Annotated in this window: 13 protein-coding genes; 7 read left to right on the plus strand and 6 right to left on the minus strand. The window is 49.7% G+C overall.

The genetic code is table 11. The annotated features are described in order from the left end of the window. Positions 1-17 precede the first annotated feature (17 nt). Positions 18-1,787 (minus strand): ABC transporter substrate-binding protein, encoded by a 1,770-nt coding sequence (locus tag D328_RS0105095; protein WP_018883885.1) that lies wholly within the window; start codon positions 1,785-1,787, stop codon positions 18-20. Positions 1,788-1,895: 108 nt separating this feature from the next. Between D328_RS0105095 and D328_RS0105100 the strand changes: the two genes are divergently transcribed. Next, positions 1,896-3,437: a DUF4153 domain-containing protein gene (locus D328_RS0105100; protein ID WP_018883886.1), complete on the plus strand. Its 1,542-nt coding sequence runs from the start codon at positions 1,896-1,898 to the stop codon at positions 3,435-3,437. A 222-nt stretch (positions 3,438-3,659) separates the two neighbouring features. Here the strand turns inward: D328_RS0105100 and D328_RS30590 are convergent, their stop codons facing one another. Continuing rightward, complete coding sequence (locus tag D328_RS30590; protein WP_018883887.1) at positions 3,660-3,812, minus strand: DUF1540 domain-containing protein; 153 nt, start codon at positions 3,810-3,812, stop codon at positions 3,660-3,662. Between the two features lie 487 nt (positions 3,813-4,299). After that, positions 4,300-5,109, minus strand: coding sequence for an undecaprenyl-diphosphate phosphatase (locus D328_RS0105110; protein WP_018883888.1), 810 nt, complete (start codon positions 5,107-5,109; stop codon positions 4,300-4,302). 190 nt (positions 5,110-5,299) lie between these two features. On the opposite strand from D328_RS0105110, the gene D328_RS0105115 reads away from it, so the two are divergent. Further along, positions 5,300-6,652 (plus strand): sodium-dependent transporter, encoded by a 1,353-nt coding sequence (locus tag D328_RS0105115; protein WP_018883889.1) that lies wholly within the window; start codon positions 5,300-5,302, stop codon positions 6,650-6,652. A gap of 215 nt (positions 6,653-6,867) precedes the next feature. Here the strand turns inward: D328_RS0105115 and D328_RS0105120 are convergent, their stop codons facing one another. The 3 genes from D328_RS0105120 to D328_RS0105130 all read right to left on the minus strand — a co-directional run bounded on the left by D328_RS0105120 (position 6,868) and on the right by D328_RS0105130 (position 9,955). Continuing rightward, complete coding sequence (locus tag D328_RS0105120; protein ID WP_018883890.1) at positions 6,868-7,968, minus strand: saccharopine dehydrogenase family protein; 1,101 nt, start codon at positions 7,966-7,968, stop codon at positions 6,868-6,870. Then, on the minus strand, positions 7,965-9,242 hold the full coding sequence (locus tag D328_RS0105125; RefSeq protein ID WP_018883891.1) for an MFS transporter: 1,278 nt from the start codon (positions 9,240-9,242) through the stop codon (positions 7,965-7,967). The genes D328_RS0105120 and D328_RS0105125 overlap by 4 nt, the downstream gene beginning before the upstream one ends. Before the next feature lie 242 nt (positions 9,243-9,484). Continuing rightward, positions 9,485-9,955, minus strand: coding sequence for a MarR family winged helix-turn-helix transcriptional regulator (locus tag D328_RS0105130; RefSeq protein WP_018883892.1), 471 nt, complete (start codon positions 9,953-9,955; stop codon positions 9,485-9,487). A 233-nt stretch (positions 9,956-10,188) separates the two neighbouring features. Here D328_RS0105130 and D328_RS0105140 point away from each other — a divergent pair, with 233 nt between their 5' ends. From D328_RS0105140 to D328_RS30155, 5 genes are all read left to right on the plus strand, one after another. Then, positions 10,189-10,785 carry an SAM-dependent methyltransferase gene (locus tag D328_RS0105140; RefSeq protein ID WP_018883893.1) on the plus strand — a complete coding sequence of 199 codons (597 nt, stop codon included), beginning with the start codon at positions 10,189-10,191 and terminating at the stop codon, positions 10,783-10,785. 269 nt (positions 10,786-11,054) lie between these two features. After that, positions 11,055-12,266 (plus strand): MFS transporter, encoded by a 1,212-nt coding sequence (locus tag D328_RS0105145; RefSeq protein WP_018883894.1) that lies wholly within the window; start codon positions 11,055-11,057, stop codon positions 12,264-12,266. Between the two features lie 288 nt (positions 12,267-12,554). Then, a complete protein-coding gene (locus tag D328_RS0105150) occupies positions 12,555-14,243 on the plus strand; it encodes a methyl-accepting chemotaxis protein (RefSeq protein WP_018883895.1) in 1,689 nt (562 codons plus the stop codon). 138 nt (positions 14,244-14,381) lie between these two features. Next, complete coding sequence (locus tag D328_RS30150; RefSeq protein ID WP_018883896.1) at positions 14,382-14,741, plus strand: hypothetical protein; 360 nt, start codon at positions 14,382-14,384, stop codon at positions 14,739-14,741. Positions 14,742-14,810: 69 nt separating this feature from the next. Next, positions 14,811-15,035, plus strand: a complete 225-nt coding sequence (locus D328_RS30155) for a hypothetical protein (protein ID WP_018883897.1) — start codon at positions 14,811-14,813, stop codon at positions 15,033-15,035. The last annotated feature ends 269 nt before the right edge of the window (positions 15,036-15,304 follow it).

Raw genomic sequence — 15,304 nt, forward strand, 5'->3', positions numbered from 1 at the left:
TCTCATCGTCCATTACCTCATGCTTCGGGTGGGAACCATACCCGCCGTAGATCCACCCATCCCTGACTGTTGAAGGTAACGCCGCGCAGGGAGGGGAGGAATGCGGTCTGTACTGGATGCTCATATAAAATATACAGCTGATGCTCCTTCATCAGCAGCTCCTCAATCGTCCGAAAGCCGATATCTCTCGCAGCTGCGTCAGGCTCACGAATGATGGATTCCAGCCTGGATCGGATGTCTGTACGAGTATGTGGCTCGACATGCTCGCTAATGGTCGAATACAGATCGTACAGGCGAAGCTGCTCGTCGCGGTCCCGAATGAGCGAGAAGACGATCAGGTCGGCTTCCAGCCGGATGGGCCCCTTGAATTCCTCAGCCGAGGAAGAAAAGACCTGACAGGCATAACCACATGCCTGAAGACTTGCAGCAACCTGTTCCGCATCCGCCTTGTAATGATTAATGGTGGCAATGCGCAGCGGCTCGAAGGCTTGCTCCTTATTATTGGTAGTCGAGGATGCCTTTTGCTGCCCGGCTGATCTCGTTGACTTTGCTGCTTCCTCAGCTACCATAGCCCCTCTCTTTAGACCATTCCATATGGCGGCTCGTATGGCCGGATCGCTCAGCGGTCCGGTCTTCTTAGTGTTGAAGGTCACGAATTTGCGGACAGATACATCCGAGTGAATCTGACTCCAGGCAGCGGAATCCCTCACGGCTGGATTGTGAATAACGTGGAAAGGAGAGAGTGGCTCATTGGAGCCTGCCTCCATGTCGATCCCGGTGTCGACCTCGCCATTCGGACTATCCGTCATCTGCCAGGGAACGTGTACAATTTCAACCCGATCCAGATGAGCACGCTCCTGATAATAATGCTTGAACACCTCCAGCACACACAGATTGTCGTTCATCTCGCGCAGCTGGAACGGGCCGCTCCCGATCGGTCGCTGCCCGAATTGCTTATCACCGAGCTGATCCAGATCTCGGGGGACTATAGCTGCCCGGCTCGTACAGAGAAACGGCAGAAATAGCTCATTTGGCTCCTTCAGCTCCATGGTCACCATGTAGGGATGGAGTGCACGAACTGATTGCAGTTGCTTGAATATCGCGCTGTATAGCATCCGCTGCGAGGTCTGCATTAGTCGTTCGAACGTATAGACCACATCATAGGCCGTTAGCATTTTACCATTGTGAAACAGCACCTCCTTGCGTAGATAAAAGGTATACAGCTTGCGCGAAGCATCTGTCTCCCATGCATGGGCAATGCCAGGCACCAGCCCTCCAGTGGTGTTCGACTTGCGGACCAGGCCGTCAAAGATATGGCTGGACACGAAGGATTCAGCAAGCAGATTCATGTAAAGTGGATCGACCGTATGTAATTGCTGCCGAATCGGCAACCGCAGCATATCAATCTGCTTGTTGCTGCGAACCTCCGAGTGACGTCCGAAATAGGTCATGAACCAGCCCTGCAGCCGTTCCTGCAATGTAGCCGACGGAGAGTGTGATTGTAGTTGGTCCATGGCTCGCTGAATATCGCGACGATTGATGGCCTGCATCATCGACTGGACGGCGATCTCCTCCGGTCGGGTCAGGAACGTTAAGGTGGAGCGACGTCCGCGTCCGCGCTGCGGTGTCCAGCGAATCCAGCCCATCTGAACCATTCGGTTGATGATCGTGAGCGCATTGCGATGGGTGCAGTCAAAGGTTACAGCCAGCTCGTCCATCGTAACGAAAATTTCATTATTTTCCCCATAACGGGCGTGAAGCCTTAGAAATTGGCTATGTAATTTCATCCTCGTGTTCACTCCTAAAATAGGAAGTTTGTCATCTTTTTTCTTCTCTTTATCTTCTTATTTTATCATCTACAATAGGTCATAGAACACGATGGAGGTAATATTTAAATGGAAAATTCATGGCTCTATTCCGATCGTCGTCCCTTATATTCCTTGTTAGGTGCATTCGTGCTGGCGGTTGTTCATCAATATTTATTTTTTGGTCATGATCCGGCCGTCTCTTATCCAATCTTTGTTGCCTGCTTGTACGGCTACATGTATGTATTCGCAAAGGATAAGCTGCGTCCATTCACCTGGTTCGGCTGGTTGATGTTCACCGTGATTATGCTGTTGTCGTTGACCTATGTACTGTTCTCGAATGTGGTATTTTATGTCCTGAATCTGCTGGTCATTCCTGGATTGTTCTTCATACATATGGCCTATTCCCTCAGTGAACGCCGTCTGGACTGGTCTGTGCTGAAGCTGGTGGGAGATGCCCTCGATCATGTGATCGTCCAGAGCCTACGCCATGTTCCTACTATCTTCCGCGTCGTGAGAAGCACGAGTGGGCGCAGTATGGATGAGGAGCATAAGCGGACACTTGGCAAAGTGTTGATCGGACTACTCATTTCGTTACCATTACTAATCGTTGTCGTCACCTTGTTATCTTCAGCGGATGGGGGCTTCAACCACATTCTCTCACTGCTGCCGAACTGGCTGGGACGTCAGGTGAGCTTCGGAGAGGGAACGGCACGCTTCTTATGGGTGATCTTCTTCGGACTGCTGTTCTTCATGTATCTGTGGGGGTTCATTGACTTCAAACGTTATGAATCGGAAGCCAAAACAGGAGATGCACTGGAGGAAAGACTGGCTGAATGGGCTGCAGATGTCGAGAAGCCAAGACTGGACCCTATCATTACAGCCACTGTGCTGATTGCGATCAATATGGTCTATGTGTTGTTCGTAGCCATTCAGTTCAGCTACCTGTTCGGGGCGGGGCAGGGGCTGCTGCCGGAGGGACAGTCCTATGCGGAGTATGCACGTAGCGGATTCCTGGAGCTCGTCGTAGTGACAGCGATTAACTTCACCATCATACTGATTGTAATGCTGCTGAGTGGAGAGGAAAAAAGTATTGTACAGTCCATGAATCGCGTTATGCTGTATGTCCTGCTTGCCTGCTCTGGAGTCATGCTGTACTCGGGATATCAGCGTCTGCTGCTGTACGAGGAGATGTATGGGTATACCTATATACGTTTTCTTGTCCATGCATTTATGATCTTTCTTGGCTTGCTGCTAGTCATTGCTGGCTGCCGGATCCGCTGGAAGCAGATTCCTCTGGCTAAATGCTACATTGTACTCGGTCTATGCGCATATGTCTTAATGAATTATATCGGAATGGACCAGATCATTGCCGAGAAGAATATCCAGCGCTATCGTGAGACAGGGCGGATTGATGCCATATATCTGAGCAATCTGTCGGTGGAGGCGACGCCGAAGCTGATTGATTTCTCGAAGGAATATCCAGCGATGAGAGGCTACTTGCAGGACCGGTATGATGTTATGACATCGACGGGTCACGAAGGCTGGCAATCATTCAATCTATCACAGTATCGAGCGATGCGGAATCTGGAAGAAGCTCTTGGTGAGGTCGCCTTCAATTATATGAAATAAGAGTCTCTTTGATAACGAACAACAAATAACAAATAACTATAAGAATATCTGACCGTTGAAGGTTCCTTGGCTTCACAGCTGCGAAAAAGGACTTGATAATAATTATCATTCTTGCTACAATGAGATAAGATGAACTGAAGCTATTGGATAATGAAAAAAGGAACCCTGGCAGGGGCTCCTCTTATGGAACACATAAATGGCTATACAAGATGAGTTGAAGTCTTATTTAGCTTCGAAGGTTTTGCAGTCAGTCTGCTCAGAGTTCTTAGCCTTCTCTGGAGAGTGGCTGACAATGTAGATGGAGCTTGCGCTGCATTTGTTGTTCTCAGCCCAGAAAGTGCAGGCGTTAACTTCACACAGTACGTCTTTTGCCATAATGTTCGCCTCCTTTACGTGGTGTAATAGGCAAGCAAATATAGCTAGGTACAGGCAAAGCCTGTCCGAACGATCCTCCTTGTAGGGCAAGGGGGATTTTGCTATACCTGAATATAACAATATCAAAATTCACAGCAACTTGCAATCTGGAGCTTGCTGCATGAATGAAGCAAGCTACACGAGCATGGTTGCAGGGCTATTTTAAAGGTATTAACCATATTCGACAGCGATATAACTACCGAATTTTTTGATGGCAACATTTTTGAATTTCGTAACTGTTTGACCTGTGGACTCCGTAACAGCTGTGACGACATGGATAACTCCACTAAATGGAGTACCTTCACTACATGATTTATTTGCAATTTGCAGTTATGTAATATATGAAGAAGGACGCCGAGAATTCGGCGTCCTTTCGTGCATTTTTAAGGTTCTCTTTAGGGCATAGCGTACGGTATGACGTATGGTTCGTGTATTCTATGCATATATCCTATAGGAATATGAGTACGGCCAGTCCTGCCAGCAGACAGTAGATGGAGAAGACCAGCAGATTGCCTTTGGCCATAATGCCCATGAACCAGCGTAATGCAAAGTAAGAGGCAATCAACGAGCAAATGAAGGCCAATGAATAAGGGACTAGCAATTGACCCAGCATCGGGTCTGCCAGCATGTTGCGGCCCTCCAGCACCATCGCTCCGATACTGACCGGAATATACAGGAAGAAGGAATAGCGCAAAGCTGTCGCTGGCTTCATCCCCATGCCCATTGCTGCGACGATCGTAGAGCCTGAGCGGCTAATTCCTGGAAAGAGTGCCACACACTGTGCCAGGCCCACAATGATTGCATCACGGTAGCGAAGATCGTTATCCTGCTTGCGTCCTCGCATATTTCGAATCAGCCACAGCGCGATCCCTGTAATTAGCAGTGTTACGCCAATGACATTCAGGTCCTTGGAGTAGCGATCCAGCAGTCCGCCTAATAGAGGCTGGAAGATGACAATGGGGATTGTACCGACGATGACATAAATGATGAACATGAAGTCCGCACGAGCCTCAGGCTCTCTTTTTCGCAGATACAGCCAACCATTCCCAGCGATCCTTACGATATCATGACGATAGATAATCAGTACCGCGATCAAGGATGCAAAGTTAACCAGCACCTCAAAGCTCAGCCCTTCGATATGTATGCCCAGTAGATGCTCCGCAATAATCAGATGCCCGCTAGATGATACAGGAATTGGTTCGGTTATTCCCTGCAGAAGCCCCAGAAAGGCATACTTTAACAATTCAAAAAAATCCATCAGTATCTCCTCTCTCCTATATATTGGTCGGGTTAATCTATGTTACTGCCCGCTCATCTAAGTATTGTACTAAAAAAGTATAGATTAGAAAAATATAGCGATAATAGAGGTGCATTTTCTTACTGACCTAGCTGACATCTTGGGATATAATATGAGGAATATCGACAGAGAGATGATTAAGGGGGATTTTATGAGTTTGGGCAAAGGAACATCGAATACACAGTCGTCAGGGGGGGAACGCTTCTCGTCCTTCGGCTTTATTATGGCTGCCATCGGTAGCTCTGTAGGATTGGGGAATATGTGGAAGTTCCCTTATATTACAGGACAGTATGGGGGAGCGGCGTTCTTCCTGATCTTTATTGTCTGCTTGTTGTTGATTGGTATGCCGGTCCTGCTGGCAGAGTTGTCTATTGGCCGGAGTGGTCGGGGCAGCGCGTCTTCGTCCTTCACCAAAGTTGGCGGCGGACCCATCTGGGCTCGTCTCGGAATACTGCAGGTCATTACGCCATTTCTGATTCTTTCGTTCTATGTCGTCATTGCAGGCTGGACATTGTATTATGCTTATGCTGCGTTTTCAGGTCAATTGTTCAAGCAGGCGGATTTCAGTGGGCAGTTTGGCAGCTTCATTACCGGCTATGGTGCGCTCGGCTTCCAGCTTGTAGCTTTAGCCATTACAGGCTGGGTTGTAGCACGCGGTATCTCACAAGGCATTGAGAAATTCAACAAAATTCTCATTCCTGGTCTGATTATTCTCCTTGTCATCCTAATGATTCGTGCCGTCACACTTCCAGGAGCGGCAGAGGGAGTAGCGTTCTTCCTCCAGCCAGACTTCTCCAAGCTGACAGCACAGTCGGCGTTGGTCGCGTTGGGACATGCCTTCTTCTCACTATCTCTTGGTATGGGTATCCTGATTACCTATGGTGCTTATGTGGATAAGAGGCAGTCATTGGGTGCTGCTTCATTGGCCGTTGGGGCAGGTGACTTGATCTATGCATTTGTTGCAGGTCTGATTATTTTTCCAACGACGTTCTCATTTGGTATTGCTCCAGACTCAGGACCATCTCTAGTATTTATTGCACTTCCGGCTGCTTTCTCGGCTATGCCGTTTGGAGCGATTTTTGGGGGATTGTTCTTCGTATTGCTAGCCTTCGCTGCGCTCACTTCGGCAGTCTCCATATTGGAGGTTCCTGTTACGTTTGCCATGGATCGTTGGGGCTGGACTCGCAACAAGGCTGTTGTCATCACTTCGGTACTAGCATTTTTGCTGGGCGTACCGGCGGCGATGTCGCTCGGGATGGTACCTGAACTGACCTTTGGCGGTAAAGCCTTCTTCGACTGGCTTGATTTCATTACATCGAATATATTGCTTCCTGTTTGCGGATTTATTATCACGATATTTGTAGGCTACTTCTGGAAAAATGCAGGAGAGGCTGCTGGATTATCCGCGGGCTGGTTCAAAGTATGGCTGTTTATGATGCGTTACGTGGCACCAATTCTCGTCTTGCTGGTGCTTCTGCATTCTACGGGGATCATCAAGTTCTAATCGCGTCACAGTCATGCATGCTGTGCATATTGTAAAAATGCGTAGAATCAAACGAAAAGTAGGGGTGCTCCAAGCCAACAAATGGCTGGAGTCACCCCTTTTTTGTGCTTTCAATGTGAATATAGAGCCTCTCGAAGAACAACAAGCTTAACAGTGGTCGACAGGGGTCCCTGCTTACAGCGGGCGCTATGCTCATATTCGGTCAATGTGCTAGACTAAGATGCCCCGGAGCCTAAGAACGGCTCTCCGTTTCTCCGTATGCTCAGCGGTACATCCCTCAGCTCTGATCCCAGAGCATCCTGCAGTTGGAACAGCTGCTCGCTATGATAGACGCCCTGTGGCATAGGTGCACGATACAGGAGCGCTGCGATCGCTGCTGCTACGCGGGCTGTCATGGCGGCCTCACTACTACCTTGCAGCATATATTCCATGTATATCGGCTTGTTATTCACGCTACCCCTGGCATCGACTTTGACGGCAAATACAGGCTCACCCGCGCGCAGCTTACTGAATAGATAGACAGCAGCTTGGCGAAGCGGGCCGAACCGCAGCAAACGGAACACACCTGCCGCGCGCAGCCAGGCTAGCAGTCTGCTGACGACAGCCGAGTCCAGACACAATCGTGTGGAGACGGTCGGGATCGCAAGTGTACGTGGCAGAATATGCTGGTCCGAGAAATTAAATCTGTAGGCGGTGTGTTGTCCCAGCATATCGCCGAAATCAATGACTTTGCCATCCTTGAAGCTGGAGACGGTGGTCGGGACCCCTTGCTCTATGACTTCGTATTCGGTGTTCATGTTATCAATCGTCCATTCAATGGCAGCCTTGCCGTGGGAATCGCCCAGTCCAAGCATGACGGATATGTCTACTTCATGTGTCTCATCCATGTGATCAGCGGCATGCCGGCTCAACAGGTTCGTCAATCCGGGTGCCAGTCCAACGCTCAATACAGCAGTAGCACCCTGCGATAGAGCAATCGGATGGAGGGCTTCGACCTGAGACAGGAACGCCCCATTTGCTGAAATATCAACGTAATGAATCCCCATGCTCAGACAAGCGTGAACAAATGCTGTGTCAGTCTGATCCATACACATGACAACCAGTCTGACGTTCTGGAATAGTTCCGGGCGCCAGTCGCTATGGATGTCCAGCTGTAATGGAAGTACTTGCCCATCTGTAGTAGCGCAGAATTGTTCTGCGCGCTCCATGCTTCTCCCTGCTGCGAATATTTTCCCAGGATAGGTGGCTCCCAGCGCTCTGCAGATCATTTGGCCCGTATGCCCGTATCCTCCGATTACAATAATCTGATCTCTCATCCGAATAATCCTCCATTCATATAGCTGATACCGATCGCGGCTCCTACGGCCATCCCTGTGTTGCGGGAGAGTGCGATCATGCTGCCTGTAGAGCCTGCCAGCCCAGCTGGCGTATGCCTCATAATGAAGCTGTTGTTGGGTGATACCGTTAATCCCATCCCGAGCCCTAGCAAAATAAGCATCAAGCTTATCCCTACAGTTGGCATGTCGTTCAGATTCAGCACTAGCACAAGAACACAAGCCGCTGTAATCGCTATTCCGATCAGCATCCACTTTCTCGGACCGTGTCGATCGGAGAGATACCCGGCGAGAGGCCCTGACACAGCGAGCATGAAAGGATAGGCGCTTAACATCAATCCAGCCGCTGAAGCTGGCAATGAGCTTCGCAGTAGATAGAACGGCAAGGCAGTTACAACCGCGTTCGTAAGCATGAATGAGGCACAGCTAACGATTAGCCCCAGACGTACAGCCGACATGCGCAGGCTTGCCACGGGAACGAACGGATCTGGATGACGCCGCTCACAGCGGTATAAAGCCATCAGTATAAATACAGCTGCAGCGGGCATGACAAGAGGGTGCCAACCGAGTGAACGGCCTTGCGTAAGACTTGTGATCAGCAAGAGCATGAGGGTGGTGAATAGTACGGCACCTGTGTAGTCAAAGGCCTTTCGCACCTGCGTTGGTCTAGCTGCGGGAATATAACGGTAGGCCAGCCAGGTAGCCAGGATGGCAGCAGGCATATGTACGATGAATAGTGAGCGCCAGTTAACCCATTCCACTAGTAATCCACCAACAGCAGGGCCCGCCATTCCTCCCAAGGCTACTGCCGTACTGACCAGGCCGAACGCTCGTCCTTTATGGCTTTGAGGCAAATGAATACTGATCAGGGCCATATTAGTGGCCTGAAACATGGCTGCACCTGCCGCTTGCATGATCCGTGCGACTAGCAAGAGGGTCAGGTTGGGGGAACAAGCCGCCAATAAGGAGCTTATGCCGAACACGATATACCCGAGGTTATGTATGGTTCGACTGCCATAGCGGTCAGCAAGCTTGCCCATCACAGGCAGCAGGGCCGCAATCGCCAGCAAGTATCCTGTTGTAATCCACTGCACAGTATTCGCATCGCTATGAAAGACAGCTGCAAGATGAGGCAGGGCCATATTGACGACACCTGCTGTAAAGTGTGAAATAAATACTCCTATACAGACAGCAGCCATCATGGGGAGATAGGAAGAGGGACGTGCTATGGTGCATGATGTATTGTCTGGCGGCAACTTAATAACCTCCTGTAGCATCGTAGATTTGTTCATATTTATAATGCTTTTTATGTGGTGTTAAATTTGAGGTTTTTATTTAGCAACTATACTATTATGGCAAAAAAATAAGCTGCCAACCTGGCATCTTGATCGAATATCGCATCAGATTGAATGATTTGGGGAGCGTCGTGGTCAACAGGACTCCCCGCTTATGGCGAATATTCTCCAATTTGATCTGGTCAGACTAGCGCACCCGTAAACTAGTGCTCCAAAAAAGAATTAAGCTTCTCTATACAATGCTCGAAAATTTCAATTTCCTGCTCGCTTAGCTGCAAGCGTAGCTGCTCATAGAAGCGGATGTGCACCTCTTCGTGAGCCATATAGGCCTCCTTCCCTTTATCTGTCAGTGAGATCAGTACACCCCTTGAATCTGTCGGGTGAGGGGAGCGCTGAATGAGTAGCTTATCCTCTAACTTTGCCGTAAGTTGGGTCACCGCCCCCTTGGTAATCCCGAGACGGTTGGCCAGCTCGCTCATGAGCAGGTCGCCATTCGGACCAATGGCATCAATCGTGTGAATCTCGCTAGGTGTCAGAGCTCCTGCTGTACCAAAGCTGTGCGGCTGTCGCTCCAGGCGGCGAAGCTGCATAATGAGGCGTCCCAGATTACGGGAGCCTTGCTCGGATCGTTGTCTTCTGTCCGGCATAGGCTGATCGGTTGGATTATTGTTCATGCATTTAGTTTAGTTTCTAAACTTATAAAAATCAAGCCAAAGATTCTGACCATAGAAAATAAACATTAGAATATAGTCCCAATGCACTCACGGGAGGGTTACAATGGTTCTAGAACTATGGGGAAATCAGCACCAAGGCACTCACGAGCAGGTTACTATTCATAGTCATGCGTTGAGGGCCCAAGCTTAGTGATATGTAGATGAACGAAGGTATTGTCAGAAAGGATGTTCAGATGAATGCGGATGTAATCACGACAATTCTGACCGGTTGCCTTGTAGTGGCTGGTCTATTGATCTTGATATCCATAGTGCTGTATAGCTGGCGCAATGGCATCTCTCCGATGCCCTCGCCCATCGAGTCGCGGGCTGCCGTGGCTGCGGAGCTACAGCGTCTGGGTCCATATGGAACTCTCCTAGAGGCAGGCTCTGGCTGGGGCTCATTGGCGTTCTATCTGGCTCGGAATTGTCCGGGCTGGCGGATTACAGGGGTAGAGAATTCCACGGTTCCATATGCATGTGCCTGGCTGCGCCTCGGAGTCGTTAGCTTCTTGCTGTCTTGGGGCCTGCCTTCCCGCCCTGATCAATCGCTTGGGAAGCGTCTTGTATTTCGAAGGGCCGATCTGTTTGAATGGCCCCTGGAGCAGACAGATGTTGTCGTCTGTTATTTGTATCCTGCTGCTATGAAGCGGCTCAGTGGCTTGTTCCATGAGCGTCTATTGCCGGGAGCAACTATTATTAGCGTGTGCTTTGCCCTGCCAGACTGGCAACCAGAGCGTGTCATTGTCTGCAGGGACATCCAGCGGACAAGGGTATACGTCTATAGAGCCTGAGTGATTCATGGGTAAATGGCTTTTGCATAAGGGACGGCGGCGATTGTACGGACAGAGAATTCTGTTTGGGCAGTCGTCTTTTTTTCTTTTCAATCCCAAAAAATAAGGACTTAATTTAATTTTGTTTGTCTATTTATAGATAATATTTAATTATGTCTATAAAAAATGTTGACTAACTCATGAGTGATGCCCATAATACAAAAGGTAACATCCGGCCGGATGAAAGTGATGATAGCGGGCCGCGCCCGCTTGGAAAGAGGTTGGTACAGGTGTTGAAGAACCGGTATGTGCTTACGGTCATTTTCTCGCGTGTATGTCTGCACTTGGGGATATGGATACGGAATTTTGCAATCTTGCTCTATGTTACGGAGCTAACGAATAACAATCCTGTCTATGTATCTGTGATCTCTATTGCTGAATATGCACCTATATTTGTATTTGCGGTCATTGGCGGGACCTTTGCGGATCGGTGGCTACCAAAGCGGACGATGATCTGGTGTGATGTGTTATCAGGCTTGTCCGCCTTCGTGGTGCTACTTACGCTGGGAACCGGCTCGTGGTACGGTTTGCTGCTGGCTACACTCGTGTCTGCGATTCTATCCCAGTTCTCCCAGCCATCGGCAATGAAGCTGTTCAAGCAGCATGTTCCCGAAGAGCAGCTACAAGGGGTCATGGCGATGTTTCAATCGCTCACTGCAATATTCATGGTCATTGGTCCTGTCGTAGGTACCTTCGTATATCAGCAATACGGAATTGTTGTCTCCATGCTGCTGATGGGTGGCCTGCTGTTCAGCTCAGCATTGATTCTGGCACAATTGCCCAAGGACACCACAGAGCGTGCTGCTGCCCGCTATGATTCGTTCATCCATGAGCTGAAGGCAGGACTTCGGTACGTGTGGTCTAGCTCTGTCCTGCGGACGCTCGGGGTAGTATTTGCCTTCACAGGCTTGGCCTCTGGGCTGATTCAGCCATTGTCTATCTTTGTGGTAATGGAGAATTTGGGGCTGGATAAATCCGCTCTGAAATGGTTCATGATGGCGAATGGAGCAGCGATGCTGCTCGGGGGAGCTTGGTTAATGGGAATGTCCGGCAAGATCAGACCACAGACGCTACTCGCTGTAGGCCTCTTGTTCAGCACGATCGGTACGCTTGGAACCGGCTGGTCTCATAGTGTTCCACTTACGATTGTATTGCAGATGTTGAATGGCCTTGGCTTCCCATGCATCCATATCGGGATCAACACGCTTCTGTTGCGCAATACCGAAGCAGGCTTCGTGGGAAGAGTGGGTGGTACGCTAATGCCAGTGTTCACGGGGCTGACCGTCATTGGAATGTCCATATCGGGGCTGCTGAAGGTTAGTTTCTCGTTAATGGGTGTGTTCGCTACGGCAAGCTTTCTGTTCCTAGTGGCAGCGCTGTGGCTGATCCCTCTTGTGAGGGACAAAGACAAAGGCATCCGTAGCTCTGTGTCTCAACCATAACGATGGCTAAGGAGTTAGAGAAGTTGGCTGCGTACATGTAACTGCTGGGAGACTGATCTAGAATCTGTCGTATGTTGGTAGCTAGTGGAGTTTTCTCATTGAAGAAACGGTTGTTTCTCGTTCGACGCATAAAAAAAGTTGAATTTTGTCGAAATAATGTGACTAATGTCATTGCGAACATATAAAAAGCCGGGATTATTTTACCGATACATTGATTGTTATATGCATCTTCATGAAATTCATTTAGGTCTATATTAACAATTATCGGGAAAAAAGGTGGCTCACGACATGAGAAGCATGAGCATTGGCACAAAAATAAGTATGATCTTGATTGGCATCATTCTCGCCTATTCAGTAGCCATAGGAATCAGTGTGGCTTATGAGATGAAACGCGGCATAGCTGCGTTCGCCACGGAGAAGGCCAAGCGGGATCTGGACATGACGAATCGCTTAATTCAATACAAGCATCCAGGTGACTGGGAAGTGCGAGACGGACAGCTATACAAAGGGACAACCTTGATGGACGGGAACTTTGAATTGGTCGATGAGATTGGTGAAGCCTCCGGGGATACGGCGACAATCTTTCGGGGAGATGAGCGTGTAGCTACCAATGTCATGATCGACGGGGAACGGGCGGTCGGGACCAAAGTATCCGGGGCTGTGGCTGAGGCTGTGCTGAAGCAGGGGCAGAGTTATTATGGGGAGGCTGTGGTGGTCGGCCAGACGTATCAGACAGCTTATGAGCCGATTCGCAATGCGACTGGAGAGGTCATCGGTATTCTCTATGTCGGTGCTTCCCAATCGCTGATGGATGTGATTATGGCCTCATTCTTACGTACCTTTCTTATTGTGGGTCTGCTGGCGATGACAATTACTCTGGTGCTGATCTTATGGTATATACGACGGGTCAGTCGCCGGATTCAGCGCGTATCGGCTGCGATTAGGCAGGCAGGTACCGGTAATTTTACACAATCGGTTACAGATCCGGTGCAAGATGAGATTGGTCAACTGGCCGGTGGCTACAATGAGATGAGACTGAATCTGCAGGAGATTATTAGCCGAGGACTGCAGGCAGCTCATAAGGTCAAAGCATCAACAGGAATGCTCCAGCAGATCGCCGAGCAGACCCGTAAGGAGTCACAGCACATTGCTTCTACTGCAACACAGGTTGCTGATGGGGCGGATAGTCAGACCAAGAGCACTGCTGAGAATCTGAAGGCGATGGAGGAGCTGTCTGCAGGTGTGCAGCGTATCGCTGAGCGCGCAACTTACATCTCCAGTTCAGCAGCTTCTTCGCGGAGCCAGGCATTGATTGGCGGCGAGACCGTACAATTATCCGTCAGACAGATGTCCGCGATCCATACCTCTGCCCAAGAGACGGAGCAGGTCATTAGCCTGCTGGAGCAGAAGTCGCACCAGATTCATCATATGGTAGGGGCTATTCAGGACATTGCGCGCCAGACCAATCTGCTTGCGCTGAATGCATCCATCGAAGCGGCCAGAGCAGGAGAGCATGGGAAGGGCTTCTCTGTCGTATCCGAGGAGGTGCGTAAGCTGGCTCAGCAATCGGCGGAGTCGTCCACCACCATTGAGAAGCTGGTTAGCGCCATGGAGCTTGAGATGAGCCAATCGACGGCCTCCATGTCACATGTAATCCGCGAGGTCGAGGAAGGACTGCGGTTAACGACAGAGACAGAACGTCATTTCGGGCATATTCTGGAGATGAATGCCCAGATCGCCGGGGAGCTGGAGGATATGGTGGCCACTACGGAGGAAATGTCGGCAGGAGTAGAAGAGATTACAGCTTCGGTACATGAGATCAGCCACCACGCTGTGCAGGCCAGCCTGAACGCACAGCAGACCGCGAGCTCGGCAGCCATGCAGCTGGATTCGATTGAGCAGGTGAAGACCTCTTCAGATGCTCTTTCGGAGGTATCGGATGAGCTACATACCTCGCTGAGTCAGTTCAGAATCTAGAGCAATCAGAATCTAGAGCAATCAGAATCTAGAGCAATCAGAATCTAGAGCAATCAGAATCTATAGCAATATGTAAATAAATCCCTCTAGACTGCAACAATCCCCCATGCTCATACGTCCAAGGGCTGAGGTGAGGATATGAGACCGAAGGTTGTGTGGTTGGGAATTTGTATCTTGGCATTGCTGCTTACGGGAACTTGGACTATGGCTCCTGCCCCTGCATATGCGTGTTCTTGTGTAGAGCCGGGTCCGGTGGAGGAGAGACTGGAGCGAAAGACGGCTGTATTTCAAGGGACGGTAACCAGCATCAAGGAGCCTGTCCTGCAGAAGATTATGTCCAGCGAAGACCCTGTTGAGGTTACGTTTGCAGTGAAGCAGCTATGGAAAGGGGAGCCTCATGCGGAACTAAGCATACGTACAGCTATGTATGGGGCAAGCTGTGGCTACGAGGGCTTCCGGGTGAATGAGGAATATCTGGTATTCGCCTATGGAGATTAAGATGACCTGAAGACGGGGCTCTGTGAGGGGACAAAGCCTGTAGCTGAGGCTGGCGAGGAGCTTATCGTATTGGGGGACGGGTACTTGCCAGATGGTATAGAAGCGTCAGGTGGCTCTGGACTACCGGGTCAAGATGACTCCGCTGGACAGCAGAGTGAGTCATCCGAGCAACAGGTGGGCTCTGGAGAGACAGCGTCATTTGAACGTATTAGTCCCATACTTATACTAGTCGCTGTAGTAGCTATTGTCGCATTGTTACTGGGGGTACGCTGGTTCTATACTCGCAGAAAATAGATGGAATGGTTCGAGAAACAGTCAGCATTCGTGAACAGGCGGTAAGCTGCACCAAATAAATAGGTCATTCATTAGAGGACTCTTCCGTGGTAAACGGGAGGGTTTTTTCGTGTGTGTCTATAATCTGCTTTGAGCTCATTGAAACGTTTGAGCTCGTATGAAACGTTTGAACTCGTATGAAACGTTTAAGCTTGTATGAATCGTTTGAGCTCTTATGAATTGTGTGACCTCTGAATCATAACCTCGTATGAATCATTCGGGCTGGTAGC

The organism is Paenibacillus massiliensis 2301065 = DSM 16942 (genome assembly GCF_000377505.1).
GTDB classification, from domain to species: domain Bacteria; phylum Bacillota; class Bacilli; order Paenibacillales; family Paenibacillaceae; genus Paenibacillus; species Paenibacillus massiliensis.

Excerpts from the sequence above, each read along its gene's own strand:
- D328_RS30590 (WP_018883887.1), bottom strand. The coding sequence starts at position 3,812 with ATGGCAAAAGACGTACTGTGTGAAGTTAACGCCTGCACTTTCTGGGCT.
- D328_RS0105120 (WP_018883890.1), bottom strand. The coding sequence starts at position 7,968 with ATGAGAGATCAGATTATTGTAATCGGAGGATACGGGCATACGGGCCAA.
- D328_RS0105115 (WP_018883889.1), top strand. The coding sequence starts at position 5,300 with ATGAGTTTGGGCAAAGGAACATCGAATACACAGTCGTCAGGGGGGGAA.
- D328_RS30150 (WP_018883896.1), top strand. The coding sequence starts at position 14,382 with ATGAGACCGAAGGTTGTGTGGTTGGGAATTTGTATCTTGGCATTGCTG.
- D328_RS0105150 (WP_018883895.1), top strand. The coding sequence starts at position 12,555 with ATGAGAAGCATGAGCATTGGCACAAAAATAAGTATGATCTTGATTGGC.
- D328_RS0105100 (WP_018883886.1), top strand. The coding sequence starts at position 1,896 with ATGGAAAATTCATGGCTCTATTCCGATCGTCGTCCCTTATATTCCTTG.
- D328_RS0105110 (WP_018883888.1), bottom strand. The coding sequence starts at position 5,109 with ATGGATTTTTTTGAATTGTTAAAGTATGCCTTTCTGGGGCTTCTGCAG.
- D328_RS0105140 (WP_018883893.1), top strand. The coding sequence starts at position 10,189 with ATGAATGCGGATGTAATCACGACAATTCTGACCGGTTGCCTTGTAGTG.
- D328_RS0105130 (WP_018883892.1), bottom strand. The coding sequence starts at position 9,955 with ATGAACAATAATCCAACCGATCAGCCTATGCCGGACAGAAGACAACGA.
- D328_RS0105095 (WP_018883885.1), bottom strand. The coding sequence starts at position 1,787 with ATGAAATTACATAGCCAATTTCTAAGGCTTCACGCCCGTTATGGGGAA.